The organism is Mesorhizobium sp. M0771 (genome assembly GCF_040320155.1).
Classification (GTDB): Bacteria; Pseudomonadota; Alphaproteobacteria; order Rhizobiales; family Rhizobiaceae; genus Mesorhizobium.
In genome coordinates, this window is the sequence record NZ_JAMYPC010000015.1 from 108,770 (window position 1) to 132,619 (window position 23,850).

The window sequence follows — 23,850 nt, forward strand, 5'->3', positions numbered from 1 at the left end:
GTGAGTAGCGAATAGCGAGTAGGGATTTTTCCCGGGTCGCGCCGTTACTCTCTTTTCGCTATTCGCTATTCACTACTCGCTACTCACTTGGCCTTGATCGCCTCGACCAGCGTCGTGCCCAGACGCGCCGGCGATGGCGATACTTTAATGCCGGCCGATTCCATCGCCGCGATCTTGTCTTCCGCGCCGCCCTTGCCGCCGGAGATGACCGCGCCCGCATGGCCCATGGTGCGACCGGCCGGCGCGGTGCGCCCGGCGATGAAGCCCGCCATCGGCTTTTTGCGGCCGCGTTTGGCCTCGTCCTTGAGGAACTGCGCGGCGTCTTCCTCGGCCGAACCGCCGATCTCGCCGATCATGATGATCGACTTGGTCTCGTCGTCGGCGAGGAACATCTCGAGCACGTCGATGAACTCGGTGCCTTTGACGGGGTCGCCGCCGATACCGACGGCGGTCGTCTGGCCGAGGCCGACATTTGTGGTCTGGAACACTGCCTCATAGGTAAGCGTTCCCGAGCGCGAAACAACGCCGACCGAGCCTTTGCGGAAGATGTTGCCGGGCATGATGCCGATCTTGCATTCGTCGGGGGTGAGCACACCAGGGCAGTTCGGGCCGATCAGCCGCGAGGTCGAGCGGTCGAGCCGCGCCTTGACCCTGACCATGTCCATCACCGGAATGCCTTCGGTGATGCAGACGATCAGCGGGATCTCGGCTTCGATGGCTTCGAGGATGGCTTCGGCGGCGCCCGTCGGCGGCACATAGACGACCGAGGCGTTGGCGCCGGTCTTTTCCTTGCCCTCGGCGACCGAGGCGAAGATCGGCAGGTTTTCGCCCTTGGCGCCGGTCCAGGTCTCGCCACCCTTCTTTGGATGGATACCGCCCACCATCCTGGTGCCGTGATAGGCCAGCGCCTGTTCGGTGTGGAACGTGCCGGTCTTGCCGGTCAGGCCCTGCACCAGCACCTTGGTGTTCTTGTCGATGAGAATGGACATCGGAGCCCTTTTCTAAAAACCGTTGATCGAGGAAGGCGAGACGCGCCGGTAGACGCCGCTCACCATGTCTTGCCAGCTGTCGCTGCCGGCAGGTTTGAAATGCAATCGCATGCGGTAGGCATCGGCATTGTCGAAAATATATGTGACCCGCGCGGAACCGCGCGGCGACGACCGATCAAGAGTGAGCTCGCTGCCGTTCCATGCGCCTGTGGCCGGCGAGGCCGGCACAAAGCCCATGGAATCGAACTGGTGCATGGTGACGAGGCTGTTTTGCTGATCGAATCCGAACACTGAGTGCGAGCCGAACGAGACCGTGCCGTCGCGGCGCTGGCGATAGCGCTGCACCACGAACAGGCCGCCGAACTGTGCCTCCCCCAGCACTTCCGACGTCGCCGGTCCACCATCGGCCCATTGTGTTTCCGCCACCTCTTCCTCGCCGCGCCACGCGCCGACCAGCGCCTGCAGGCGCTGGTGATCGGCCGAGAGCAAGGAGAACGCGTTCATGGGTCAGAGCCGCTTCAGGTCGGAGACGGTGAGGTCGCTCTTGGCGTTGCCGGTGTTGAGCGTCGTTGCCGGCTCGAACATCAGCACCACCGGCTCGGCGGTCAGCGACCGCGGCCGGTGCTCGACGCCCTTCGGCACGACAATGAAATCGCCCTCGCCGAGCTCGACCGGGCCGTCGCGAAAATCGATGGCGATCTTGCCCCGCAGCACGAGAAAAGCCTCGTCCTCATGCTCATGTGCATGCCAGTCGAAGGTCTCGCCGAACTTGGCGACCTTCGCCTGGCTGTCATTGACGTCGCCGGCGATATGCGGATCGAAGACCTTGGTGATCGTTCGATCCGCCGCCTCGACCAGGTTTATCTTGCGCGGAGGCACAGGTTCATTCCTTTTTCGTCATTTGGCGTCTGCGTCTGCAATGTGCTGCTCATCAATCTCGTCTCTCAAGAAACGATCAGGCGGATGTCCGAGAACATTCTCTTTGCCATACATCCAGCCCCGCATTTTCATCGTAGATTTGAGCGGGCTTTTTCCTGTTCCAACAACAACGTACCACTCACGTCCAATCTCATCTGATGCCTGATAAAGCCAGAAACGCCGCCCATTCTCTATCTGCTCTGCGACGACACCCCGCACTTTGTAGTGCATCGATTTTTCGTCCAGCATCCAGTGATAGTGGCACCGCCAAAGGTACTGTTCGATTTCTTCGATGGAATACGGGCAGTGGTCAGGTAATAGATCAAGACTTTGTACCTCTTCTTCCCAGTGGAGGGGGAAGCCAGCCACCTAGCGCGCTCCTAGTTTCCTCAGCCCTTCACCGCCGCCACGATCTTCTTGGCTGCGTCGTCGAGATCGTCGGCCGACACGACGTTGAGGCCGCTGTCGTTGATGATCTTCTTGCCGAGTTCGGCGTTTGTGCCTTCGAGGCGCACCACCAGCGGCACTTCCAGGCCGACTTCCTTGACTGCGGCAATGACGCCCTCGGCAATGATGTCGCACTTCATGATGCCGCCGAAGATGTTGATCAAAATGCCTTTGACCGCCGGGTCCCTGGTGATGATCTTGAACGCTGCCGTCACCTTCTCCTTCGACGCGCCGCCGCCGACATCGAGGAAGTTGGCGGGCTCGGCGCCGTAGAGCTTGATGATGTCCATCGTCGCCATCGCGAGGCCGGCGCCATTGACCATGCAGCCGATATTGCCGTCGAGCGCGACATAGGCGAGGTCGTATTTCGACGCCTCGATCTCCTTCTCGTCCTCTTCGGTGGTGTCGCGCAATTCCATCAGTTCGGGGTGGCGAAACAGCGCGTTGTTGTCGAACGACACCTTGGCGTCCAGCACGCGCAGGCGGCCGTTTTTCATCACGATCAGCGGGTTGACCTCGAGCAGGCTCATGTCCTTCTCGACAAAGGCCTTGTAGAGGATCGGGAACAGCGTGCCGGCATCCTTGGCGGCATCGCCGTTTAGTCCCAGCGCTTCCACCAATATGTCGACGTCGATGGTCGTCACGCCGGCCAGCGGATCGATGGCGCGGGTGATGATCTTGTCCGGTGTGTCGTGGGCGACGCCTTCAATGTCCATGCCGCCCTCGGTCGAGACGACGAAAGCGATGCGGCCGACCGAGCGGTCGACCAGGATCGACAGATAAAGCTCGCGCTCGATGTCGGCGCCGTCCTCGATATAAAGACGGTTGACCTGCTTGCCGGCGGGGCCGGTCTGCTTGGTCACCAGCGTGTGGCCGAGCATCTCATTGGCGTTGGCAACGACTTCGGCAACCGACTTAGCCAGCCGCACGCCGCCCTTTGCGTCGGGCGACAGTTCCTTGAACTTCCCCTTGCCGCGGCCACCGGCGTGGATCTGGCTCTTCACCACATAGAGCGGGCCGGGCAGCGCTTGTGCCGCGGCTTCCGCCTCGCTTGCCTTGAACACCGGCACGCCTTCGGCCACCGGCGCACCAAACGACTTCAGCAGCGCCTTGCCTTGATATTCATGGATGTTCATCTGGATGGTCTCCGGATCGGCTGCTTTGGGGGATTACTTCGAGGCGAGGTGCGGGGCGATCTTGACGCAAGCCTCGGTCAGGCCCTGCACTGTCGCCACCGAAGCGTCGAACATCTTCTGCTCGGCCTTGTTGAGGTCGATCTCGATGATGCGCTCGACGCCGCCGGCGCCGATGACAACGGGAACGCCGACATAGGTGCCCTTGACGCCATACTGGCCCGAGAGATGCGCAGCACAAGGCAGCACGCGCTTCTTGTCCTTGAGATAGGATTCGGCCATCGAAATTGCGGAAGCCGCCGGCGCGTAGAAGGCCGAGCCGGTCTTCAAGAGGCCAACGATCTCGGCGCCGCCGTCACGGGTGCGCTGGACGATCTGGTCGAGCTTTTCCTTCGAGGTCCAGCCCATCTTGATGAGGTCCGGCAGCGGAATGCCCGACACCGTGGAATAGCGGATCATCGGCACCATGGAATCGCCATGGCCACCGAGCACGAAGGCGGTGACGTCCTCGACCGAGACCTTGAACTCCTCGGCGAGGAAATAGCGGAAGCGCGCGCTGTCGAGCACGCCGGCCATGCCGACGACATGGGTCTTGGGCAGGCCCGAAAACTTCTGCAGCGCCCAGACCATGGCGTCGAGCGGGTTGGTGATGCAGATGACGAAGGCCTTGGGCGCGTATTTCTTCAGCCCGGCGCCGACCTGTTCCATGACCTTGAGGTTGATGCCGAGCAGATCGTCGCGGCTCATACCCGGCTTGCGCGGCACGCCGGCAGTGACGATGCAGACATCGGCGCCCTCGATCCCGGCATAATCATTGACCCCGGTCAGCCGGGAGTCAAAACCATCGACCGGCGAAGACTGCGCGATATCGAGCCCCTTGCCTTGCGGGATGCCCTCGGCAATATCGAACAGCACCACGTCGCCGAGGTCCTTGAGGCCGATCATGTGAGCGAGCGTGCCGCCGATCATGCCGGAGCCGATGAGCGCTATCTTGTTGCGTGCCATGTGAGGAAATTTTCCCTTTGTCTGTGACGACGCCCAAATCTCTGGCGATCTGGTTGACGGCGTCGAGGAAGAGGCCGGAATGCTGTGGTGTCAGCGGATTTCGCCGCATCCAGTAGCCCTGGTGGAAAATATATTCAATCGATTATTTTCGAGTGAATAATTTCAATCGGTTAGAAACATTGGGATTTACGTAAACGTCAAAGTTTGTAAGCCGACTTGAGAGATTTTACACAATGAACGTGGAAATCAGAAGACTATATCCAGGCGATGACGCCCTTGTGAAGCGCATCGCCGAAGACGTGTTCGATGAACCGGTACGGGCCGACAGACTGTCCGCCTACCTCGCCTCCTCAGGTCGTATGATGATTGTGGCACTGGCCGATGGCGTCGTCGTCGGCCAGTGTGCTGCCGTCATCCACCGCCACCTGGACAAGGTCAGCGAACTCTACATCGACGAGGTCGGCGTCTCACCCGCCTACCAGCGCCATGGCATCGCGCGAAAGATGCTCGACGCCATGTTCGCGCTCGGCCGCGAGCAGGGATGCGGCGAAGCCTGGGTCGGCACCGAACCGGACAATGTGCCAGCGCGCGCGCTTTATGAATCGCGCAAGGAGGTGCATGGGCCGGCGGAGTCGTTTGTGATGTATGTGTACGAGCTTTAGGCGTCGGCGGGACAGCGCCCCCCCTCTGCCTTGCCAGGCATCTCCCCCACGAGGGGGGAGATCGGACGTCACGCGACCTTTCGCCAATCTCCAATGGCCGCAGGAATGAGCGGAGCGCCGAAACCGCCAATCTCCCCCCGTGTGGGGGAGATGTCCGGCAGGACAGAGGGGGGCGCGAAGGATCACTACATAATGACCTCTTGGAACCCTCAGACGTGCGCTTCCGCGTTGTCCTTCTGCCGTTCCGCCCAGTCCTCCAGCCAGTCGCGGCTTTGCATCTCGATCAGCCGCGAGGCGGTGCGTTCGAATTCGAACACCTCGACGCCGCGCCTGGCCGTGTAAAGCTCAGGCGGGGGAGCCTCAGCGCTCACCACCAGCCGCGTGTGATGATCGTAGAGCGTGTCGATCAACAGGATGAAGCGCTTGGCCTCGTTGCGCTTGCCTTCGCCCAGCACCGGCACGTGATCGATGAAGACGGTCGAGAAGCGGCCGGCAATGGCCAGGAAATCGCGTGCGCCGAGCGGCTTTTCGCAGAGGTCGGCGAAGGAAAACCGCGCTGCATCCCCGGCGGCAGCCGGTATCCTCACTTGCCGCCCCTTGAGCGTCAGCGAGGTCTCGGCCGTCAGCGCTCCACGCGTCATCGCCTGCCAGGCCTCGTCGAGCACACGGTCGGCTTCGGCATCCGCCGGGGTGACATAAACCGGCGTGCGGGCGAGCTTTTCCAGCCTGTAGTCCTTGTCGGCATCAAGCGTCAGCACATGGGCTTGGCGCTCGAGAATGCTGATGAAGGGCAGGAAAAGCTGGCGGTTCAGCCCGTCGCGATAAAGGTCCTGCGGCGCGACATTCGAGGTGGCGACCAGAACCACGCCATTGACGAACAGCGCCGAAAACAGCCGCGACAGGACCATCGCATCGGCAATGTCGGTGACCGAAAACTCATCGAAGCACAGCACCCAGGCCTGTTCGGCAAGCTGAAGCGCGACCGGCGGGATCGGGTCGTCCTCCTTGACGTCGCCGTTCTTGCGCGCCTGCCGGTGCTTCTGGATGCGATCCTGCACATCGGCCATGAAGTCGTTGAAATGAACGCGGCGCTTGCGCCTGACCGGCAACAGCTCGAAGAACATATCCATCAGCATGGTCTTGCCGCGACCGACGCCGCCATGAATGTAGAGGCCCTTGACGACCTCGCGCGTCTCGCGCTTGCGGGCAAACAGCCAGCCGAGCGCGCTCGACTTGTGCGCCAGCCGCTTGACCGAGATCTCGTCGGTCAGCCGGTCGAGCGCGGCGGCGATGCGCTCCTGCGCAGGATCGCGCTCGATGGCGCCGGTTGCGACCAGATGGTCGTAGCGCTGCCTGACGGTCGCATGGGTCTGGAGGCCGTCACGCAGATGCATCGGTCACGTCGCTTACTTTGAGCGGATTGCTCCAGGAAAGATCAGGGTGTGTTGAGGTTCAGGTCAGGCCGAGCCGAGAATGGTGGCTCCCGAGAACCGGAGCGGAGCGTACTTAAGTACGTGAGCACCGGAAGCGCAGGAAGCCGCCGTTCGCAGGCCGGCCTCACCTGAATATCAGCATACCCTGCCTACCTTGTAAGCGATATCGGCAAGCCGTTGGTAGTCTGGCCGTCGAATTTCGAACCGCCCGAGGAATAGAGCCGCGCCAGCGTGCCGCCATTCTCGTCATAGAGCGTCAGCTGCTTGCCGGCGACGTTCCACGATTTGATGCCGTCGATGGGCGGCGGGCAATGCAGCGGCCCGGCGCGGAAGCCGGCGCCGAATTTGGTCTGCGGCGTCGCCACCTTGCAGCTCTGTCCGGACACGCTGGCGTTCCAGACGCCGGCAACGCTCGCAGCGGTAAGGTCGGAGGCTCCGGCCGGCGCCGATCCGTCCGGCGGCAGCGAGGCGACCTGCGCGCCTGCCGGCGCGGTCGGGAATTGCGATGGGTCGGTGGTGCCCGGCGCTGCCGGGGGCGGCAGTTGGCTTCCGCTCACCGTGCCGGCGGGCGCGGGCTGCAGCGGGGCGGGCTGCTGGTCATCCATCGATGAAAAACGCGAGGTCGAACAGCCGCTCGCAACGAGCGCTGCCAGCGATACGGCCATCAGCCCGCTTCTCGAAAAAATCATTCCAACCTCCGTCGGATCTGGCTGGGGGGAAGCCGTCCGCACAATCTCACCCCTCACCAAGATGGAGAAGGTGGCGAAATTTCAACCCGATATGGTTAAAATAGGGTTTGCACCACGAATTGTTGTAAATTTGTCGCAAAATGGCTGGCGCGACAAAAGGCATGTCTTCGCTCTAGCGCGGTTCCAACCGGTACATTGGTTGCGAAAGCGGCACCGGAGCCCGCAGCAGGTCGGCGCATCGGCGGTCGAGCGCAACTGCCGGCGCAAAACTGACTGAAGCGCTTGAGGCGCAAGGCCTGGCGCGTGAGCGGTTTCGCGCCTTGCGTCCGGGCGAGGTTTGGGACGTTCCCGAGATCGAGCGCGGCTGGAGTCTGCATTTGGCCGTTTACGGCACTGCCATTTTAGCCGATGGTCTATCGCAACAGGGGGAACAGATGAAATCAATCTTGGCAGTTTTGATCGCGCTGGTAATTTCGACGCCGGCCGCTTTCGCGGGTGAAATCACCGATCGCGCCGCTGAAGCCGAAAAGGCACTGCAGGCGGGTGATGGCGCCGGCGCGCTGGACAAATTCCGCAGCGCCGAGGACGCTCTGTGGCAAGCGATGCCGCTTGGCGTGCAAAATGTGAAGCATATCATGTCGGCCAGCGGCTTCGGCGCCTACGCTGAGCGCCCGAACCATGTCTACAAGCCGGGCGAAGAGATTGTGCTTTATATGGAGCCGGTCGGTTACGGCTACGGCTCGGATGGGCTCGGCAACAACCAGATCGCGCTTTACGTTGACCTTACTGTGCTTTCCCAGTCGGGCGAGAAGCTGGGAACCGTCGAAAAGCTTGGCCGGGTCCAGCTCGCCTCGCGCTCGCATAACCGAGAGATGTTCTTCAAATTAAACGTCTCCCTGGATGGCGTTCCCCCCGGCAAATACCGAGCGGATTTCCTCATGCATGACGAGAACTCGCAAAAGACGGCGCCTTTCACGACCGACTTCGAGATTGCCGAATAGCGCGCCCAGTCGGAGAGAGCCTCGCGGCAAGAGGGAACCAGAGCGCGGCAGATGCGTTCTTAGGCCGCTGCAGTCAATTTGCGAGGCATTGTCCATGATCAAATGGATCATCATTCTTCTCATCGTTGCTGCCGCCGCCAGCCTGCTCGGCATGCCGGCGCTGGCCGGTGCCGCCGCCACCGGCGCGCGCGTGCTGATCGGCATCGTTCTCGTCATCTTCCTGCTGATCGTGCTCGGCGTTTTCGCGGTAACCTAGACGCAGCCCACACTGGTAATTCCCGCCCGTTTCCGCCATATAGCGGCGAAACGCACAGGAATTACCTCAGATCATGGCAGGCACTGCCCCCTTCGCCAAGATGAACGGCATCGGCAACGAAATCATCGTCGCCGACATGCGCGGCCGTGCCGATAGGGTCACGGCGGCGTCGGCTGTCGCGCTGAACGCCGATGCGGCGACCAGGTTCGACCAGATCATGGCGATTCACGATTCGCGCACGCCGGGCACCGCCTTTTACATCGACATTTTGAATTCCGACGGCTCGGGCGCGCAGGCCTGCGGCAACGGCATGCGCTGTGTCGTCCAGGCGCTGGCCGCCGAAACCGGCCAGAAGACTTTCACCTTCGAGACCCGCGCCGGCATCCTCAACGCCGTCGAACATGCCGACGGCACCATCTCGGTCGACATGGGCACTCCGCGCTTTGGCTGGCAGGACATTCCGCTGGCCGAGGAATTCCGCGACACCCGCATGATCGAGTTGCAGATCGGCCCCATCGACGCGCCGGTGCTGCATTCGCCTTCGGCTCTCTCGATGGGCAACCCTCACGCTATCTTCTGGGTCGACAACGATGTCTGGTCCTACGAACTCGAGCGTTTCGGCCCGCTGCTCGAAAACCATCCGATCTTCCCCGAGCGCGCCAACATCACCATCGCCCAGGTAACGTCGCCGGAGACGATGATCATCCGCACCTGGGAGCGCGGCGCCGGCCTGACCAGGGCTTGCGGCTCGGCCGCTTGCGCTTCCGTCGTCGCCGCTGCCCGCACCCGGCGCACCGGCCGCAGCGTTACGCTGATGACGCCCGGCGGTGGCTCGCTGCATGTGGAATGGCGCGACGACGACCACGTCATCCTGACCGGCGCTGCCGAATGGGAGTTTTCCGGCAATTTCGATCCGTCGACCGGCACCTGGGCCCGCGACACCGAAAGCGCGGCCTGATGTCTGCACTTGCCGATACCAAGGGCCCCAACTCCCAAGGCATAGACGTCGTCACCTTTGGCTGCCGTCTCAACACCTATGAATCCGAAGTGATGCGCCGCGAGGCCGAAAGCGCAGGTCTCGGCGCGGTCAAAGGCGGCGCCATCATCTTCAACACCTGCGCCGTCACCGCCGAAGCGGTGCGCCAGGCCAGGCAGTCGATCAGAAAGGCCCGCCGCGAAAATCCGGCGGCGCGCATCATCGTCACCGGCTGCGCCGCGCAAACCGAACCGCAGAATTTTGCCGCCATGGACGAGGTCGACCTCGTGCTTGGCAACGAAGAGAAGCTGAAGGCCAACGCCTACCGCGCGCTGCCGGATTTCGGCGTCAACGACAGCGAGAAGGCGCGCGTCAACGACATTTTCTCGGTGCGCGAGACCGCCGGCCACATGGTCGACGCCATTGAGGGCCGGGCACGTGCTTTCGTCCAGGTGCAGAACGGCTGCGACCATCGCTGCACCTTCTGCATCATCCCCTATGGCCGCGGCAACTCACGCTCGGTGCCGATGGGCGCGGTTGTCGAGCAGGTCAAGCGTCTCGTCGGCAACGGCTACGCCGAGATCGTGCTGACCGGCGTCGACATGACCTCTTTCGGCGCCGACCTGCCGGGCGCGCCGAAGCTGGGAAAGCTGGTGAAGACCATCCTGAAGCAGGTGCCTGATGTGAGGCGGCTGCGGCTGTCCTCCATCGATTCGATCGAGGCCGACGACGATCTGCTGGACGCCATCGCCACCGAGCCCAGGCTGATGCCGCATCTGCATCTGTCGCTGCAGTCGGGCGACGACATGATCTTGAAGCGCATGAAGCGCAGGCATTTGCGTGACCAGTCGATCCGCTTCTGCGAGGATGTGCGCAAGCTGCGCCCCGAAATCGTCTTCGGCGCCGACATCATCGCCGGCTTCCCGACCGAGACCGAGGAGATGTTTCAGAATTCGATAAAGATCGTCGAGGAATGTGGGCTGACGCACCTGCATGTCTTCCCGTTTTCGCCGCGCGAAGGCACGCCCGCCGCGCGCATGCCGCAGGTCCGCCGCGAACTGGTCAAACAGCGGGCGGCCCGGCTGCGCGCCGTCGGCGAGGCCGCCTATCGCCGCCATTTGTCGTCGCTCCCGGGAACGCGCCAGTCGATCCTGGTCGAGCGCGACGGCCTCGGCCGCACCGAAGGGTTCACGCTTGCCGCGCTAGGCACAGGCGCGCCGGGCGAGATCGTCGAGGCAGACATCACCGGCCATGATGGCGCGCGCCTGATAGCCTCGCCCCTCACTGCCCGCGCCGCCTGAGACGATTGAAGCATGGCCGGTTTTTTCAAGAACATATTTTCGTTCGGCAAGAAGGAAGTCGTCGAGGAGCGCATCGACGAAACCGCTCCCCTGCCGCCGATCAAATGGGATGCGCTTGAGGCGCTGAAGCCGGCGGCCGAGCAGGTCGTTCCGGAGTTCTTGAAGCGCGAGGAGCCCGAGCCGCCGACGCCCCACCCTCCCCTCGATGGGGAGGGTCGCCACGAAGTGGCGGGGAGGGGTGAGAGCGCCGACGCCGGCGCCACTCACCCCCACCCCCAAGCTTCGCTTGGGACCTCCCCCATCGAGGGGGAGGTAAAGCCTGCGCCGCAGTCGGCGCCAGAAGAACCGAAGCCCGAACCCGCGCCGACCATCCCGCCCGCGCCGGAACCGGTCGTCCCATCCGAGCCGGAACCGTTGCCGGAGCCCGCGCCGGTAGAAGAACCGCAGCCTGAGCCGGAGATACCCGAGCCGCCTGCACCGGAAGAAGTTCCTGCGCCAGCCGTTCCGGAGCCGGCTCCCGAGCCGCAGCCCCAAGAAGTGCCGCCGGCGCCGGCCGAGCCGGAGATCGAACCATCGCGTCCGGAACCGCAGCTGGAGCCCGCTCCCGTCGAAGTGCCGACGCCTGCCGAGACTCCAGCAGAACCGGCCGCCCCGATCGAAGTGCCGCAACCGTCCGCGCCTCCCGCAGAGCCTAACTCAGAGGTCAGCGCCGCCCCTCATCCGCCTGCCGGCACCTTCTCCCCGTATAGCCACGGGGAGAAGGACGAGGCGCCCCACCCTCCCCTCGATGGGGAGGGTCGACGCGAAGCGGCGGGGTGGGGTGACAGCGCTGACGCCAGCGCAAATCACCCCCACCCCCAAGCTTCGCTTGGGACCTCCCCCATCAAGGGGGAGGTAAAGCGCACGTCGGTTGAAGCTGTACCCGCGCCGGTCGAAGCCAAGACCATCGTTGCCGAGCTAGCGCCCGCGCCGGCCCCGCAACCTTCGCCACAGTCAAAACCAGCTCCCGGCAAAGTCACCGTCACCAAAAAGGTCGAGCAGAAAGCCGAGCCGCAAAAGGCGCCCGAACCGGCGCCTCGACGCTCCTGGTTCCAGCGCATGCGCGACGGGCTTGCCCGCTCCTCGAAAGAACTCACCGGCAACATCGCCGGCGTCTTCACCAAGCGCAAGCTCGACGAGGAGACGCTGCAGGATCTGGAGGACGTGCTGATCCGTGCCGATCTGGGCATGGAAACAGCCTTGCGCGTCACCGATGCCCTCGCTGCCAGCCGCTACGGCAAGGATGTCTCCGACGCGGATGTCCGCACCATCATGGCGGCCGAGGTGGAGAAGGTGCTGGCCCATGTCGCCATGCCGCTGGAGCTCGACCTGTCGCACAAGCCGCATGTCATTCTGGTGGTCGGCGTCAACGGCACCGGCAAGACCACGACCATCGGCAAGCTCGCCGCCAAACTGACCGATGGTGGCCTGTCGGTGATGCTGGCCGCCGGCGATACCTTTCGCGCTGCAGCCATCGAGCAGCTGAAGATCTGGGGCGAGAGGACGAAGTCTCCGGTCATCGCCTCGAAGATCGGCGCGGATGCCGCCGGCCTTGCCTACGACGCTTTCGAACGCGCCAAGGAGGCCGGCTCCGACGTACTGATCATCGACACCGCCGGCCGGCTGCAAAACAAGACCGAACTGATGGCGGAGCTGGAAAAGATCGTGCGCGTGCTGGGCAAGCTCGATCCGGAAGCGCCGCATACCGTGCTGCAGACGGTCGACGCCACCACCGGCCAGAATGCGCTCAATCAGGTCGAGATCTTCCGCAATGTCGCCGGCGTCAACGGCCTGGTGATGACCAAGCTGGACGGCACGGCGCGCGGCGGTATTCTGGTCGCGATCGCGGCAAAGCACAAACTGCCGGTCTACTTCATCGGCGTCGGCGAACAGGTCGACGACCTCGAACCATTCTCGGCCGGCGAATTCGCCAGGGCGATCGCCGGCGTAGCGTAACAGGCAATGATCCCGAAGAGCTGACGGCTTTTTGGACAAGATCATGCGTCAGAAGGAAGTCATGAACCCACCCATCCTCGAACGCGACCCGTCCGACCCGCGAAAGAAGAAAGAAAGCGTCAATCCGCTGCTCAAGCTGGTGCTGGAACTCGGGCCGCTGATGGTGTTCTTCTTCGCCAATGCACGCGGCGCCTGGCTGGTGCAGAAATTTCCTGTCCTGGCCGAATTCGGCGGGCCGATCTTCGTCGCCACCGGCCTTTTCATGGCGGCGACGGCGATCGCGCTGATCGCCTCCTGGCTGCTGCTGCGCACCTTGCCGATCATGCCGATGGTCTCGGGCGTCGTCGTCTTCATCTTCGGCGCGCTGACGCTCTATCTGCAGGACGACGTGTTCATCAAGATGAAGCCGACCATCGTCAACACCCTGTTCGGCGGCGTGCTGCTCGGCGGTCTGTATTTCGGCCGATCGCTGCTCGGCTATGTCTTCGATTCGGCCTTTCGCCTCGATGCCGAAGGCTGGCGCAAGCTGACTTTCCGCTGGGGCCTGTTCTTCCTGTTCCTGGCTCTTGCCAATGAAGTGGTGTGGCGGAATTTTTCCACCGACTTCTGGGTTACCTTCAAGGTCTGGGGCATCATGCCGATCACCCTGTTGTTCACCTTCAGCCAGATGCCGCTGATCCTGCACCATTCGATCGAGGATAAGGCCGAGAAGGTGGAAGAAGCCGGCAAGTAGAGCAATTCCAGGAAAAGTGTGAAGCCGTCCGGAATTGCGTCAGAATAAACGGAGACGGCCATGGAATTCGTCACCACGCGCGATGAACTGAGGACGATCTACAAGACCCCGCGGCCGACCGACACCTCGATGCGCAAGGAACTCAGGGCGCTCGACGGCCACTGCCGCTCTTTCATCGGCAAGAGCCCTTTCGTGCTGATCGGTTCTTCCGACGGCGCCGGCAATGCCGACGTGACGCCGAAAGGCGACAGACCGGGCTTTGCCCTTGTCCTCGACGACAGGACCATCGCCATTCCCGACCGGCCCGGCAACAACCGGCTGGACACGCTGGAAAACATCCTGCTCAACCCTTCGGTCGGGCTGCTTTTTCTCATCCCCGGCATGAACGAGACGCTGCGCATCAATGGCGACGCCCGCATAACCGTCGATGCCGGTTTGCGCGAGCGCCTCACCGTCGACGGCAAGCAACCGCAAAGCGTCGTCGTGGTGAGCGTCAAGGCCGCTTACATGCACTGCGCCAAGGCCTTCATGCGCTCCGAATTGTGGAAGCCGGACAGCTGGCACGACCGCGCGACGTTGCCGACGCTCGGTCAGATCCTGTCCGATCAGATGGCGCATGCCGAAACTGCCGACGATTTCGACCGCTCGCTGGACGAAGCCTACAGCAAGACCCTGTGGTAGATTTCGGGTACGATTCGCCATTGCGGTCCTTTGCCGGTTTTCCCTAGCCCTGTTTCCCCGTGATCGAACTCCTCGCCATCTCCGGCAGCCTGCGCGCCGCCTCGACCAATTCGGCGCTGCTGGCGGCGCTGTCCGCGAACGCGCCTTCGGATTGCCGCGTAACTGTCTATGACGGGCTCGGCCTGCTGCCGATCTTCAACCCGGATGACGAAGGCGAGCGCACACCGGCCGAGGCCATGCGGCTGATCGAGGCCGTCACCAGCGCCGATGGCATCATCGTCTCCTGCCCCGAATATGCCCATGGCGTGCCCGGCGGCATGAAAAACGCTCTCGACTGGCTGGTCTCGCGCGACGCCGCAGTCGGCAAGCCCGCCATGCTGGCCCACGCCTCCGCGCGCTCGCTCTATGCCCGCGCCGCGCTGGCCGAGATCATGCGCACCATGTCGTTCGCGCTTTGTGAGAATGCGGTTCTGGAGATTGCCTTGCTCGGCAAGAAACCGCCGGAGATAGAAGCGATCCTGGGAGAGGACGAGAACCTGCGGGCCATGCGCGAAGCGGTGCAGGTTTTCGCGAGTTTTATACGCGCAAACGTTGCCTCGTCATCCTAGGGCGGAGCAAGGAGCGAAGCGACGCGGCGCAGACCCTAGGATGACGAACGAAAGGGTGCGGCGCACCCCAACGTGCCGCTGTGCTACCCCTTCCGCAACGTCTCGACATCGGTCACACCGACATACCAGTCGCGCGCGTTGACCTCTTCGAACACCACCCAGACGTCGTCATTGCTAAGCCCGGTGGCGTCCATGATCGCCGCCGTGACCTTTTTGGCAATGTCGGCCTTCTTGCCAGCGGGATCAGCGGCGATCACTTCCTTGACGATGCGGATGTTGACGAATGGCATGACGTCCTCCCCTTGAATTGTGTCTGATACCGCCGCCGCTGGGCGGCTTCGAAATCCGCTCCGGCGAACCGCTTGGCGGTGGTTCCGCGGCCGCAGCGCTACAGGCGCCGCCGGCAGGCGCAGAAACGCCATCAAGGGCCGCCAGAGAAGCGTTTCCAGCAGCCTCAATACGTCTTCGCCCCGTTCACCATCAGCCGCACCATGTAGAGCGACGTGGTGCCGGCGATGTAGAGGCAGTTCAGCTTGTTGCCGCCGAACACGCAATTGGCGGTCACTTCCGGCACCTTGACCTTGCCGATCAGCGTGCCGTCGGGATCGTAGCAATGGATGCCGTCGGCGGCACTGGTCCAGATGCGGCCGGCCTCGTCGAGCCGGAAGCCGTCGAATAGACCGGCCGTGCAGTCAGCGAACACCTTCCCGCCCGAGACCTTCTTGCCGTGCTTGCCGACGTTGAAGACCCGCATATGCGCGGGGTTCTGCGCGCCATGGGTGCGGCCGGTGTCGACGACATAGAGCTGGCTTTCATCCAGTGAAAAGGCAAGCCCGTTCGGCCGGACCATGTCGGTGATGACGGCCTCGACCTCGCCCGTATCCGGATCGACCCGGTAGACATTGCAAGCGCCGATCTCGCTTTCGGCCTTGTCGCCCTCATAGTCGGTGTCGATGCCGTAGCTCGGATCGGTGAACCAGATCGAGCCGTCGGATTTCACGACCGCGTCATTGGGCGAATTCAGCCGCTTGCCTTTCCATTCGGCCGCGATGGTGGTGACGGAACCGTCATGCTCGGTGCGGCTGACGCGGCGGCCGGAATGCTCGCACGTCACCAGTCGGCCCTGGCGGTCGACGGTGTTGCCGTTGGAATTGCCGGAGGGCTGACGGAAGACGCTGACATTGCCGTCGGTCTCGTCATAGCGCAGCATGCGGTTGTTGGGGATGTCGGACCAGACGACATAGCGGCCGGCGGCGAACCAGGCCGGCCCTTCCGCCCACTGACATCCGGTAAACAGCTTTTCCACCTGGGCGTTGCCGTTGAACAGCCGCGCGAAACGCGGATCCAGAATTTCGTAATAGTCTGCGGTCGCCATGCATTTCCTCCGGGCATCACGTGACGCGCGGATCAAGCCAGCCTGCGGGCGCGATGGCAAGGTGGCGCAGGCGCAATTTGTAAGACAAAAGGTGCCCGGCCGGCATGGCCCGCCAGCCTGTCCGGCCGTTTATGGTGCTGGAGCGCTGTATTAACCCGCTATGCGCCCTGTGCAATGGTGCATTGCAACATCTTCTTTTTGCATCGCACCATTCCTATGTCATGGTGCGAACGACCAAGGGAGGAACAAATTCACCGCTGATATGCGGCACGAAAGGACCCTTGCTATGGCTTTTGACAACCTCTTCTCCCGCGCGCGCACCTCGATGGCCAAGCGCCGCCACTATAACCGCCTCGTCGCGGAAATCGAAAACCTGACGAGCCGCGATCTGGCCGACCTGCGCGCCGACCGCTCGGAAATGCTCTACCAGGTCCACAGGCAGATCTACGGCTGAGCATTTCAGACCTCAGCGGGGCACCGCCCCCTCACCCGGATTGCCAAACCGAATTGCATGAGCAATTCGGGCAATCCGACCTCTCCCCCCGGGGAGAGGAGCTAGCCTGTGCCGATGCTTCCCTCTTCTCCCCCACGGGGAGGGGGCGCGTAGCGGCCCGATGAGGGGGCATGGCGCCAACGTCAGCTCGGTGCCGCGAGCGCCTTTTCAATCTGCGGCAACAGAACATCCCTCGCCGACTCCCCTGTCAGCGGCCCGACATGCTTGTAGGCAATCTTGCCGTCCTTGCCGATGACGAAGGTTTCCGGCACGCCGTAGACGCCCCAGTCGATGGCCGTGCGGCCGGCCTCGTCGACACCTATCGCCTGGAACGGATTGCCGAGATCACCAAGGAACCGGCGCGCGTTTTGCGCTTGGTCCTTGTAGTTTAGCGCGGCCATGACGAAGCGCTTGTCCTGCGACAGCTGCAAGAGCACCGGATGCTCTTCCCGGCACGGCGCGCACCACGATGCAAAGACGTTGACCAGCGTTACCTTGCCGGCGAAGGCTTTCGAATCCAGCCCGGGCAGGTTTGACCCTTCCAGCGCCGGCAGGTTGGTCTGCGGCGCCGGCAGGCCGATCAGCGCCGACGGCACTGCCGCCTCATCGCGTCCCGACAAAAGCTGCGACAGGAACAATCCGGCGAGGCCGAGAAAAACCAGCAGCGGCAACAGCACGATCAGGCGGCGGCGCGGCGACGCCGTCGTTTCGCTTTCCGTGCTCATGGCTTGCTGGCCCCAGTGCTGGCCCCAGTACCGGCTTTGTCCGAGCGACGCCGCACGCCGGCCGCTTCGAGGTCTGCCAGTTCGCGCTTGCGGGTCCGCTGGTCGAGCAGGATCCAGCCGATCAGCCCGGCCAGCACGATCACCGTGATGCCATAGGCGGCCGCGACATAGAGTGCGTGTGCACTCATGCGCTTCGCTCCCCTTCCACCGTCACTTCGTCGTGCTCGATCATGGCCTTCCCATGGCTTTGCGGCTTTCTTAGCTTTGCGGCTGGGGCTTCGCAATTGATCGTCGCGCCGCAGCGGTCATATCAATCCGTTCCATGCCGCAGCGCCAGTGCTGCCGCCACCGGACCCAGCACGGCAAGAAACAGCGTCAGCGCGGCAAGAATGAGGAAGGGCTGCAGGAACGGATCAGGGTCGGCCACCGCGCCGTAGCTCGCCGACACCCCGAAGATCAGCACCGGGATGGTCAGCGGCAGCACCAGCACCGAGATCAGCAGACCGCCACGCGGCAGCGCCACCGCCACCGCCGCCCCGACCGCGCCGATGAAAGTGATCGCCGGCGTGCCGACCAGCAGCGTGAGCGCGGTGGCGCCGATGCTGAGCGGCTCCATGTTCATGAACAGGCTCAGCAGAGGTGCCGCAACCACCAGCGGCAGAACGCTGCCCGCCCAATGCGCCAGGCACTTCACCAGCACCGTCAACGCCAGCATGTGGCGGTCATTGCCCAGCACCAGAAGATCGAGCGACCCGTCTTCGCGATCGGCCTGAAACAGCCGGTCGAGGCCGAGCAGGCAGGCGAGCAGAGCGCCGATCCAAAGGATCGCCGGACCGATGCGGGCGAGCAGCTTCAGGTCCGGTCCGACACCGAAGGGGATGGTGGCGATGACGGCGAGGAAGAAGATGACGCTGGTGAGCGCTCCGCCGCCGGCCCGGATGGAGAGGCGGATGTCGCGCAGGAAGAGGGCTAGCATTGCCAAGCCGCGCCTGCCGTTTGATCGCCATCTTGCCGAAGGTGGCGTTCCTTCACACCCCCCTCTGTCCTCCCGGACATCTCCCCCGCAAGGGGGGAGATTGGCAGCTCCGTTACTGACGCCTCTTTTTCAATGCCGGTGATTGGCGAAAGCCGGCATGACATCTGATCTCCCCCCCTGCGGGGGAGATGCCCGGCAGGGCAGAGGGGGGTGGGCGGGAATGCCGACATCACCCTGTTGCTCCCATCCTCAATTCCTTCGCCCCATCCAATCCCAGCGGCAAGTGCGTCGCCGCGACAATAATCCCGCCCTCCGCGCAATGCCTCGTCATCAGCCCCGCAAACCGCGCCTCCGAAGCCTTGTCCAGCCCAGCCGTCGGCTCATCCAGCAGCCACAGCGGCTTATGACTGACCAGCAATTTCGCAATCGCCGCGCGCCGCCTTTGCCCGGTCGACAGATAGCCGAAAGGCAGATGGCCGATGCCGCCGAGACCAACCGTCTCCAGCGCCTCTCCGACACCCAACTGCCCATCGCCGTTGAAATCGCGCCAGAAGCGCAGATCCTCCGCCACGCTGAGCGCCGTCTTCATTGCATTGAGGTGGCCGAGATAGTGGACCGCCGAAGCGATCGTCGGAAACCTCTCGCCGCCCTCGATGCGCACATCGCCTTGCGCCTTCGGCAGCAGCCCGGCGATGACCCTGAGCAGCGTCGATTTGCCCGAGCCGTTCGGCCCGGTGACGACCAGCACCTGGCCCTTGTCGAGCGCAAAACCGATGCCGGAAAAGACCGTCTCGCCGCCGCGTTCGCCGCCCAGATTTTCGGCAATCAGCCGCATGCCTGCCCGTCCCGAAAACTTTACCGCGCGATAGCTGCCGCATCGCACAAATTTGCTCCGCAACTGTCTAGAACTATTCCAGAAAATTCTCTATATGCGGGACATCCGTGCCAGCGGTCGGCACGGGAACAGAATTTGCGCCGAACCAGCGCACGCGCCGCCTTGAACGGCTCGGGTTGGCTGGGAACGGACAGCGGAAATGGCCGTACCCGCACCTTTGCGCGTGATTGCATGCCCATCGGCGTCCGTTCCCTTTCAGGCTGAACAGACAAGGACGGACCGCACGTGTCAAAATCCCTCGACAGTTTCAATTGCCGCCGCACCCTCACCGTGGGTGGCGCGGACTATGTCTATTACAATCTGGTCGAGGCCGAGAGGAACGGCCTCACCGGCATTGCCCAGCTGCCTTATTCGATGAAGGTGCTGCTGGAAAACCTTTTGCGCAATGAAGACGGCCGCTCCGTCACCAAGGACTCTATCCAGGCTGTTGCCGGCTGGCTGACCGACAAGGGCACCGCCGGCGTCGAGATCGCCTATCGCCCCGCGCGTGTCCTGATGCAGGATTTCACCGGCGTCCCGGCGGTGGTCGACTTGGCCGCCATGCGCGACGGCCTCAAGGCGCTCGGCGGCGATCCGCAGAAGATCAATCCGCTGGTGCCGGTCGACCTCGTCATCGACCACTCCGTCATCGTCGACGAATTCGGCACGCCACTGGCCTTTGCCAGGAATGTCGAGCTCGAATATGAGCGCAACGAAGAGCGCTATAAATTCCTGAAATGGGGCCAGCAGGCGTTCCGCAATTTTCGCGTCGTGCCGCCCGGCACCGGCATCTGCCATCAGGTCAACCTCGAATATCTCGGTCAGGTCGTCTGGACCAACACGGAAGACGGCGGAACGACCGCCTATCCCGACACCTGCGTCGGCACCGATTCGCACACCACTATGATCAACGGCCTTGGCGTGCTCGGCTGGGGCGTCGGCGGTATCGAGGCCGAGGCGGCGATGCTCGGCCAGCCGGTTTCCATGCTGTTGCCCGAAGTCATCGGCTTCCGCCTTACCGGCAAGCTCAGGGAGGGCATCACCGCCACCGACCTCGTACTGACCGTCACCCAGATGCTGCGCAAGAAGGGCGTCGTCGGCAAGTTCGTCGAGTTCTTCGGCCCGGGCCTGTCCAACATGACGCTGGCCGACCGCGCCACCATCGGCAACATGGCGCCCGAATATGGCGCCACCTGCGGCTTCTTCCCGGTCGACGGCGAGACCATCCGCTACCTCACAATGTCGGGCCGCGAGGAAAGCCGCATCGCCCTGGTCGAGGCCTATTCCAAGGCGCAAGGCATGTGGCGTGACGCCGGCTCGGCCGACCCTGTCTTCACTGACCTGCTCGAACTCGAGCTCGACAGCGTCGTGCCGTCGATGGCAGGTCCCAAGCGCCCCGAAGGCCGCGTTCCGCTCGAAGGCATTCCGGCCGGCTTCGCAAAGGCGATGGAAACCGAGTACAAGAAGGCTGCCGAAATCCACAAGCGCTATGCCGTCGAAGGCACCGACCATGATCTCGGTCATGGCGATGTCGTCATTGCCGCCATCACGTCCTGCACCAACACCTCCAACCCGAGCGTGCTGATCGGCGCCGGCCTTTTGGCGCGCAACGCCAACCGGCTCGGCCTCAAGCAGAAGCCGTGGGTGAAGACCTCGCTGGCGCCGGGCAGCCAGGTGGTCGCCGAATATCTGGAAAAGTCCGGCCTGCAGAAGGAGCTCGACCAGATCGGCTTCAACCTGGTTGGTTTCGGCTGCACCACCTGCATCGGCAATTCCGGCCCGCTGCCGGCGCCGATCTCCAAGACCATCAACGATAAGGGCCTGATCGCCGCCGCAGTGCTCTCCGGCAACCGCAACTTCGAAGGCCGTGTTTCACCTGACGTGCAGGCGAACTATCTGGCGTCGCCGCCGCTGGTGGTAGCCCATGCTTTGGCCGGCACCGTCACCAAGGACCTGACCACCGAGCCACTCGGCGAAGGCCGCGACGGCAAGCCGGTCTATCTCAGGGATATCTGGCCGAGTTCGGCCGAGATCCAGGAGTTCATCGAGAAGAACGTCACACGTGAGCTATTCGCCCGCAAATATGCCGACGTCTTCAAGGGCGACGAATACTGGCAGAACGTCAAGGCGCCGGAAGGCCAGACCTATGCCTGGGACGACAACTCGACCTATGTGCAGAACCCGCCCTATTTCGCCGGCATGACCTCCGGTTTCGGCAAGATCGGCGACATCAAGGGCGCGCGCGTGCTCGGCCTGTTCGGCGACAAGATCACCACCGATCACATCTCACCGGCGGGTTCGATCAAGGCCGCTTCCCCGGCCGGCAAATACCTCACCGACCATGGCGTCGGCGTTGCCGACTTCAACCAGTACGGCACAAGGCGCGGCAACCATGAGGTGATGATGCGCGGCACCTTCGCCAACATCCGCATCCGCAACCACATGCTGGGCGAGAACGGCCGCGAGGGCGGCTACACCATCCACTACCCGTCGAAGGAAGAGGAATCGATCTACGACGCGGCGATGAGATACAAAAAGGAAGGCGTGCCGCTGGTCATCTTCGCCGGCGTCGAATACGGCAACGGCTCCTCGCGCGACTGGGCAGCTAAAGGAACGAATCTCCTCGGTGTCCGTGCCGTCATCGCCCAGTCCTTCGAGCGCATCCATCGCTCCAACCTAGTCGGCATGGGCGTCATCCCCTTCGTCTTCGAGGAAGGCACCTCATGGGCCTCGCTCAACCTCAAGGGTGACGAGCTGGTCGAGATCGACGGCATAAGCACCATCAAGCCACGCCAGACGATGATCGCCAAGGTGACCTATGGCGACGGCACCGTGAAGAACGTGCCGATCATCTGCCGCATCGATACGCTGGACGAACTCGACTACTTCAAGAATGGCGGCATTTTGCAATACGTGCTGCGCGATCTGGCCGCGTAGCGGCCAGGGCTTAGGCAGTAGGGATTGGGCGGTAGCGGGGAACGACATCCCCTACTCCCTACTCCCTACTCCCTACTCCCTACTCCCTACTCCCTACTCCCAGTCTTTCCAAAGCATTGCCCGACCCGATCGAAGCCCCGCCCTGTACGACAGGAGTAAAAACCGGCTGGGCTCAGCAAGATCTGCCCCACGCTCCTGATGCCATGCTCCCGATCGAACCGGGCGGTGAAGTGCTCCCCCTGTGATGCCATACCCATGGTTGCGGCAGCAAAAATTTCACCGCAACGTGACTTCCCGTTGACTGTCGCTTCTGCCACAAATCTGGGCAACCAGAACAAGGCCGGCGTCACCGGCGGGAATCGGAACGATCATGGCACCTCGACAACCTCTGCGGCTTGCGGCTTTTGCGCTGGCCTTCTCGGCGCTTGCCGGGACCGGGTTCGCCGAGGAATCGGGAACGACCCAGACCGACAAACCGCAGATTGACAGGCCCTTGGGCGTGGTCGAGCTGTTCACCAGCCAGGGCTGCAATTCCTGCCCGCCGGCGGACGCTTTCTTTGCCGAGCTGGCGGCCAAGGACAACGTCGTCGCGCTCGCCTACCACGTCAATTACTGGGACTATCTCGGCTGGCAGGACACGCTGAGCAGCAAGGACAATACCGACCGGCAATATGACTATATGCGCGCCTTCGGCACCCGCTCCGTCTACACGCCGCAAGCCGTCATCAATGGTCGCAGCCATGTCAACGGCGCCAGCCGCAAGGAGGTCGACGGCGCGCTTGCCCGCATGGAGAAATCCGGTGAAGGCATGCGGGTCAGCGTCAAGGTCAGCCGCACCAGCGATCGCGTCATGATCGATGCCGGCGACGCCGGTAGCGGCCCGAGCGACGCCCATGTCGTCATCGTCTATTTCGAACCACCGCAGACGGTGACCATCGCCAAGGGCGAGAACACCGGCCGCAGCATGACCTACTGGAACGCCGTCACCGGCATCCAGACCGCCGGCATGTGGCACGGCAAGGCGCAGCGCTACGAATTGCCGATGACCGAGATCGCCAAGAAAGGCGGCTGCGCCGTGCTGCTGCAATCGGTTGGCAAGGACGGCCTGCCGGGGCCTATTCTGGGCGCGGCGTTTATTCACAAGCCTTAAGAGGCTGGTCCATACCTTTTGATATCGGCGGGACAGCACCCCCCTCTGGCCTGCCGGCCATCTCCCCCGCAAGGAGGGAGATTGGCAGCTTCGCCACATCCGCCATCCTGTCCCACGTTTGAGATTGGCGAAAGCAAACGCGAAATCTGATCTCCACCCTTGCGGGGAGATGTCCGGCAGGACAGAGGGGGGTGTGAAGGATCACGACGACAAGTGTCTGGCGCCGCCCAACAAAAAAACCGACGTCAGCTTGCTTCTGACGTCGGTCATTTAGGCTTTGGGATCGTCGCACCCGGTCTCTCCCTGAGGAAAGTCCGAGGTTGGTTCGATCCGACGCAGACCCGTGGGCGGGGGGCTTGGGGTTTACGAGCCGGTGCCGGACCGAACCGTCTCAGGCAACGCCGGTAAATTCGTCGGACATTGGGGCATGAGCGCGGATAAAAAAGGGCGGAAATGTGGCGAGGCATCACCAATTCAAACACCGCGTTTTATA

The 23,850-nt window shown here is 63.1% G+C and carries 26 protein-coding genes; 12 read left to right on the top strand and 14 right to left on the bottom strand.

Features of this window, described 5'->3' with window-relative positions:
• Nucleotides 1-83: 83 nt before the first annotated feature.
• The 6 genes from sucD to mdh are packed head-to-tail and all read right to left on the bottom strand — an operon-like array spanning nucleotide 84 to nucleotide 4,492.
• Entirely contained in the window at nucleotides 84-989 is a 906-nt protein-coding gene (sucD, locus tag NKI05_RS21885) for a succinate--CoA ligase subunit alpha (protein ID WP_023805930.1), read from the bottom strand.
• A 12-nt stretch (nucleotides 990-1,001) separates the two neighbouring features.
• Complete coding sequence (locus NKI05_RS21890) at nucleotides 1,002-1,493, bottom strand: DUF1579 family protein (RefSeq protein ID WP_023699238.1); 492 nt, start codon at nucleotides 1,491-1,493, stop codon at nucleotides 1,002-1,004.
• Nucleotides 1,494-1,496: 3 nt separating this feature from the next.
• Nucleotides 1,497-1,868 carry a cupin domain-containing protein gene (locus tag NKI05_RS21895; protein WP_023706740.1) on the bottom strand — a complete coding sequence of 124 codons (372 nt, stop codon included), beginning with the start codon at nucleotides 1,866-1,868 and terminating at the stop codon, nucleotides 1,497-1,499.
• A gap of 18 nt (nucleotides 1,869-1,886) precedes the next feature.
• Nucleotides 1,887-2,276 (bottom strand): hypothetical protein, encoded by a 390-nt coding sequence (locus tag NKI05_RS21900; RefSeq protein ID WP_155929533.1) that lies wholly within the window; start codon nucleotides 2,274-2,276, stop codon nucleotides 1,887-1,889.
• A 20-nt stretch (nucleotides 2,277-2,296) separates the two neighbouring features.
• Nucleotides 2,297-3,490 carry an ADP-forming succinate--CoA ligase subunit beta gene (sucC, locus tag NKI05_RS21905; RefSeq protein WP_023745421.1) on the bottom strand — a complete coding sequence of 398 codons (1,194 nt, stop codon included), beginning with the start codon at nucleotides 3,488-3,490 and terminating at the stop codon, nucleotides 2,297-2,299.
• 33 nt (nucleotides 3,491-3,523) lie between these two features.
• Nucleotides 3,524-4,492, bottom strand: coding sequence for a malate dehydrogenase (mdh, locus tag NKI05_RS21910; RefSeq protein WP_023670541.1), 969 nt, complete (start codon nucleotides 4,490-4,492; stop codon nucleotides 3,524-3,526).
• 233 nt (nucleotides 4,493-4,725) lie between these two features.
• Here mdh and NKI05_RS21915 point away from each other — a divergent pair, with 233 nt between their 5' ends.
• Nucleotides 4,726-5,154, top strand: a complete 429-nt coding sequence (locus NKI05_RS21915; protein ID WP_023814771.1) for a GNAT family N-acetyltransferase — start codon at nucleotides 4,726-4,728, stop codon at nucleotides 5,152-5,154.
• Between the two features lie 209 nt (nucleotides 5,155-5,363).
• On the opposite strand, the gene zapE is transcribed toward NKI05_RS21915, so the two are convergent.
• Nucleotides 5,364-6,548 (bottom strand): cell division protein ZapE, encoded by a 1,185-nt coding sequence (gene zapE / locus NKI05_RS21920; protein WP_023814772.1) that lies wholly within the window; start codon nucleotides 6,546-6,548, stop codon nucleotides 5,364-5,366.
• Between the two features lie 188 nt (nucleotides 6,549-6,736).
• Complete coding sequence (locus NKI05_RS21925; RefSeq protein WP_023687689.1) at nucleotides 6,737-7,276, bottom strand: protease inhibitor Inh/omp19 family protein; 540 nt, start codon at nucleotides 7,274-7,276, stop codon at nucleotides 6,737-6,739.
• Between the two features lie 377 nt (nucleotides 7,277-7,653).
• Here NKI05_RS21925 and NKI05_RS21930 point away from each other — a divergent pair, with 377 nt between their 5' ends.
• The 8 genes from NKI05_RS21930 to NKI05_RS21965 all read left to right on the top strand — a co-directional run bounded on the left by NKI05_RS21930 (nucleotide 7,654) and on the right by NKI05_RS21965 (nucleotide 14,827).
• On the top strand, nucleotides 7,654-8,277 hold the full coding sequence (locus tag NKI05_RS21930) for a hypothetical protein (protein WP_245261720.1): 624 nt from the start codon (nucleotides 7,654-7,656) through the stop codon (nucleotides 8,275-8,277).
• A gap of 94 nt (nucleotides 8,278-8,371) precedes the next feature.
• On the top strand, nucleotides 8,372-8,533 hold the full coding sequence (locus NKI05_RS21935) for a DUF1328 family protein (protein WP_023683859.1): 162 nt from the start codon (nucleotides 8,372-8,374) through the stop codon (nucleotides 8,531-8,533).
• Nucleotides 8,534-8,606: 73 nt separating this feature from the next.
• Entirely contained in the window at nucleotides 8,607-9,491 is an 885-nt protein-coding gene (dapF, locus tag NKI05_RS21940) for a diaminopimelate epimerase (RefSeq protein WP_023687687.1), read from the top strand.
• Nucleotides 9,491-10,810, top strand: a complete 1,320-nt coding sequence (gene mtaB / locus NKI05_RS21945) for a tRNA (N(6)-L-threonylcarbamoyladenosine(37)-C(2))-methylthiotransferase MtaB (RefSeq protein WP_352793144.1) — start codon at nucleotides 9,491-9,493, stop codon at nucleotides 10,808-10,810. Before dapF ends, mtaB begins: the two co-directional genes overlap by 1 nt.
• Nucleotides 10,811-10,822: 12 nt before the next feature.
• Entirely contained in the window at nucleotides 10,823-12,805 is a 1,983-nt protein-coding gene (gene ftsY, locus NKI05_RS21950) for a signal recognition particle-docking protein FtsY (protein ID WP_352500498.1), read from the top strand.
• Between the two features lie 61 nt (nucleotides 12,806-12,866).
• The gene (locus NKI05_RS21955) at nucleotides 12,867-13,538 is read left to right on the top strand and encodes a septation protein A (RefSeq protein ID WP_023687683.1); all 672 of its coding nucleotides are present in this window, start codon (nucleotides 12,867-12,869) and stop codon (nucleotides 13,536-13,538) included.
• Nucleotides 13,539-13,598: 60 nt separating this feature from the next.
• On the top strand, nucleotides 13,599-14,219 hold the full coding sequence (locus tag NKI05_RS21960) for a pyridoxamine 5'-phosphate oxidase family protein (protein ID WP_023683854.1): 621 nt from the start codon (nucleotides 13,599-13,601) through the stop codon (nucleotides 14,217-14,219).
• 59 nt (nucleotides 14,220-14,278) lie between these two features.
• Nucleotides 14,279-14,827, top strand: coding sequence for an NADPH-dependent FMN reductase (locus tag NKI05_RS21965; RefSeq protein WP_023683853.1), 549 nt, complete (start codon nucleotides 14,279-14,281; stop codon nucleotides 14,825-14,827).
• Nucleotides 14,828-14,910: 83 nt separating this feature from the next.
• Here the strand turns inward: NKI05_RS21965 and NKI05_RS21970 are convergent, their stop codons facing one another.
• Both NKI05_RS21970 and NKI05_RS21975 read right to left on the bottom strand, forming a co-directional pair.
• Nucleotides 14,911-15,117 carry a tautomerase family protein gene (locus tag NKI05_RS21970; protein WP_023683852.1) on the bottom strand — a complete coding sequence of 69 codons (207 nt, stop codon included), beginning with the start codon at nucleotides 15,115-15,117 and terminating at the stop codon, nucleotides 14,911-14,913.
• 164 nt (nucleotides 15,118-15,281) lie between these two features.
• The gene (locus NKI05_RS21975; RefSeq protein WP_023671738.1) at nucleotides 15,282-16,202 is read right to left on the bottom strand and encodes an SMP-30/gluconolactonase/LRE family protein; all 921 of its coding nucleotides are present in this window, start codon (nucleotides 16,200-16,202) and stop codon (nucleotides 15,282-15,284) included.
• Nucleotides 16,203-16,488: 286 nt separating this feature from the next.
• On the opposite strand from NKI05_RS21975, the gene NKI05_RS21980 reads away from it, so the two are divergent.
• Nucleotides 16,489-16,656: a hypothetical protein gene (locus tag NKI05_RS21980; RefSeq protein ID WP_023671737.1), complete on the top strand. Its 168-nt coding sequence runs from the start codon at nucleotides 16,489-16,491 to the stop codon at nucleotides 16,654-16,656.
• Nucleotides 16,657-16,838: 182 nt separating this feature from the next.
• On the opposite strand, the gene NKI05_RS21985 is transcribed toward NKI05_RS21980, so the two are convergent.
• The 4 genes from NKI05_RS21985 to ccmA all read right to left on the bottom strand — a co-directional run bounded on the left by NKI05_RS21985 (nucleotide 16,839) and on the right by ccmA (nucleotide 19,231).
• Nucleotides 16,839-17,420 (bottom strand): DsbE family thiol:disulfide interchange protein, encoded by a 582-nt coding sequence (locus tag NKI05_RS21985; protein ID WP_023671736.1) that lies wholly within the window; start codon nucleotides 17,418-17,420, stop codon nucleotides 16,839-16,841.
• Nucleotides 17,417-17,608 (bottom strand): heme exporter protein CcmD, encoded by a 192-nt coding sequence (ccmD, locus tag NKI05_RS21990; protein ID WP_023671735.1) that lies wholly within the window; start codon nucleotides 17,606-17,608, stop codon nucleotides 17,417-17,419. The genes NKI05_RS21985 and ccmD overlap by 4 nt, the downstream gene beginning before the upstream one ends.
• A 122-nt stretch (nucleotides 17,609-17,730) precedes the next feature.
• Nucleotides 17,731-18,396, bottom strand: coding sequence for a heme exporter protein CcmB (gene ccmB, locus NKI05_RS21995; RefSeq protein WP_023698868.1), 666 nt, complete (start codon nucleotides 18,394-18,396; stop codon nucleotides 17,731-17,733).
• 229 nt (nucleotides 18,397-18,625) lie between these two features.
• Entirely contained in the window at nucleotides 18,626-19,231 is a 606-nt protein-coding gene (gene ccmA / locus NKI05_RS22000) for a heme ABC exporter ATP-binding protein CcmA (RefSeq protein ID WP_023671732.1), read from the bottom strand.
• 285 nt (nucleotides 19,232-19,516) lie between these two features.
• On the opposite strand from ccmA, the gene acnA reads away from it, so the two are divergent.
• Together acnA and NKI05_RS22010 are read left to right on the top strand one after the other, a co-directional pair.
• Nucleotides 19,517-22,207, top strand: a complete 2,691-nt coding sequence (acnA, locus tag NKI05_RS22005) for an aconitate hydratase AcnA (RefSeq protein ID WP_023745430.1) — start codon at nucleotides 19,517-19,519, stop codon at nucleotides 22,205-22,207.
• 370 nt (nucleotides 22,208-22,577) lie between these two features.
• Nucleotides 22,578-23,357: a DUF1223 domain-containing protein gene (locus NKI05_RS22010; RefSeq protein ID WP_023671730.1), complete on the top strand. Its 780-nt coding sequence runs from the start codon at nucleotides 22,578-22,580 to the stop codon at nucleotides 23,355-23,357.
• Nucleotides 23,358-23,850 lie beyond the last annotated feature (493 nt).

Bases quoted from the DNA above. Each gene is read 5' to 3' on its own strand.
- sucD (WP_023805930.1), bottom strand. From the start codon at position 989: ATGTCCATTCTCATCGACAAGAACACCAAGGTGCTGGTGCAGGGCCTG.
- NKI05_RS21890 (WP_023699238.1), bottom strand. From the start codon at position 1,493: ATGAACGCGTTCTCCTTGCTCTCGGCCGATCACCAGCGCCTGCAGGCG.
- sucC (WP_023745421.1), bottom strand. From the start codon at position 3,490: ATGAACATCCATGAATATCAAGGCAAGGCGCTGCTGAAGTCGTTTGGT.
- mdh (WP_023670541.1), bottom strand. From the start codon at position 4,492: ATGGCACGCAACAAGATAGCGCTCATCGGCTCCGGCATGATCGGCGGC.
- NKI05_RS21915 (WP_023814771.1), top strand. From the start codon at position 4,726: ATGAACGTGGAAATCAGAAGACTATATCCAGGCGATGACGCCCTTGTG.
- zapE (WP_023814772.1), bottom strand. From the start codon at position 6,548: ATGCATCTGCGTGACGGCCTCCAGACCCATGCGACCGTCAGGCAGCGC.
- NKI05_RS21925 (WP_023687689.1), bottom strand. From the start codon at position 7,276: ATGATTTTTTCGAGAAGCGGGCTGATGGCCGTATCGCTGGCAGCGCTC.
- NKI05_RS21935 (WP_023683859.1), top strand. From the start codon at position 8,372: ATGATCAAATGGATCATCATTCTTCTCATCGTTGCTGCCGCCGCCAGC.
- dapF (WP_023687687.1), top strand. From the start codon at position 8,607: ATGGCAGGCACTGCCCCCTTCGCCAAGATGAACGGCATCGGCAACGAA.
- mtaB (WP_352793144.1), top strand. From the start codon at position 9,491: ATGTCTGCACTTGCCGATACCAAGGGCCCCAACTCCCAAGGCATAGAC.
- ftsY (WP_352500498.1), top strand. From the start codon at position 10,823: ATGGCCGGTTTTTTCAAGAACATATTTTCGTTCGGCAAGAAGGAAGTC.
- NKI05_RS21955 (WP_023687683.1), top strand. From the start codon at position 12,867: ATGAACCCACCCATCCTCGAACGCGACCCGTCCGACCCGCGAAAGAAG.
- NKI05_RS21960 (WP_023683854.1), top strand. From the start codon at position 13,599: ATGGAATTCGTCACCACGCGCGATGAACTGAGGACGATCTACAAGACC.
- NKI05_RS21970 (WP_023683852.1), bottom strand. From the start codon at position 15,117: ATGCCATTCGTCAACATCCGCATCGTCAAGGAAGTGATCGCCGCTGAT.
- NKI05_RS21975 (WP_023671738.1), bottom strand. From the start codon at position 16,202: ATGGCGACCGCAGACTATTACGAAATTCTGGATCCGCGTTTCGCGCGG.
- NKI05_RS21980 (WP_023671737.1), top strand. From the start codon at position 16,489: ATGGCTTTTGACAACCTCTTCTCCCGCGCGCGCACCTCGATGGCCAAG.
- NKI05_RS21985 (WP_023671736.1), bottom strand. From the start codon at position 17,420: ATGAGCACGGAAAGCGAAACGACGGCGTCGCCGCGCCGCCGCCTGATC.
- ccmD (WP_023671735.1), bottom strand. From the start codon at position 17,608: ATGAGTGCACACGCACTCTATGTCGCGGCCGCCTATGGCATCACGGTG.
- ccmB (WP_023698868.1), bottom strand. From the start codon at position 18,396: ATGCTAGCCCTCTTCCTGCGCGACATCCGCCTCTCCATCCGGGCCGGC.
- ccmA (WP_023671732.1), bottom strand. From the start codon at position 19,231: ATGCGGCTGATTGCCGAAAATCTGGGCGGCGAACGCGGCGGCGAGACG.
- NKI05_RS22010 (WP_023671730.1), top strand. From the start codon at position 22,578: ATGGCACCTCGACAACCTCTGCGGCTTGCGGCTTTTGCGCTGGCCTTC.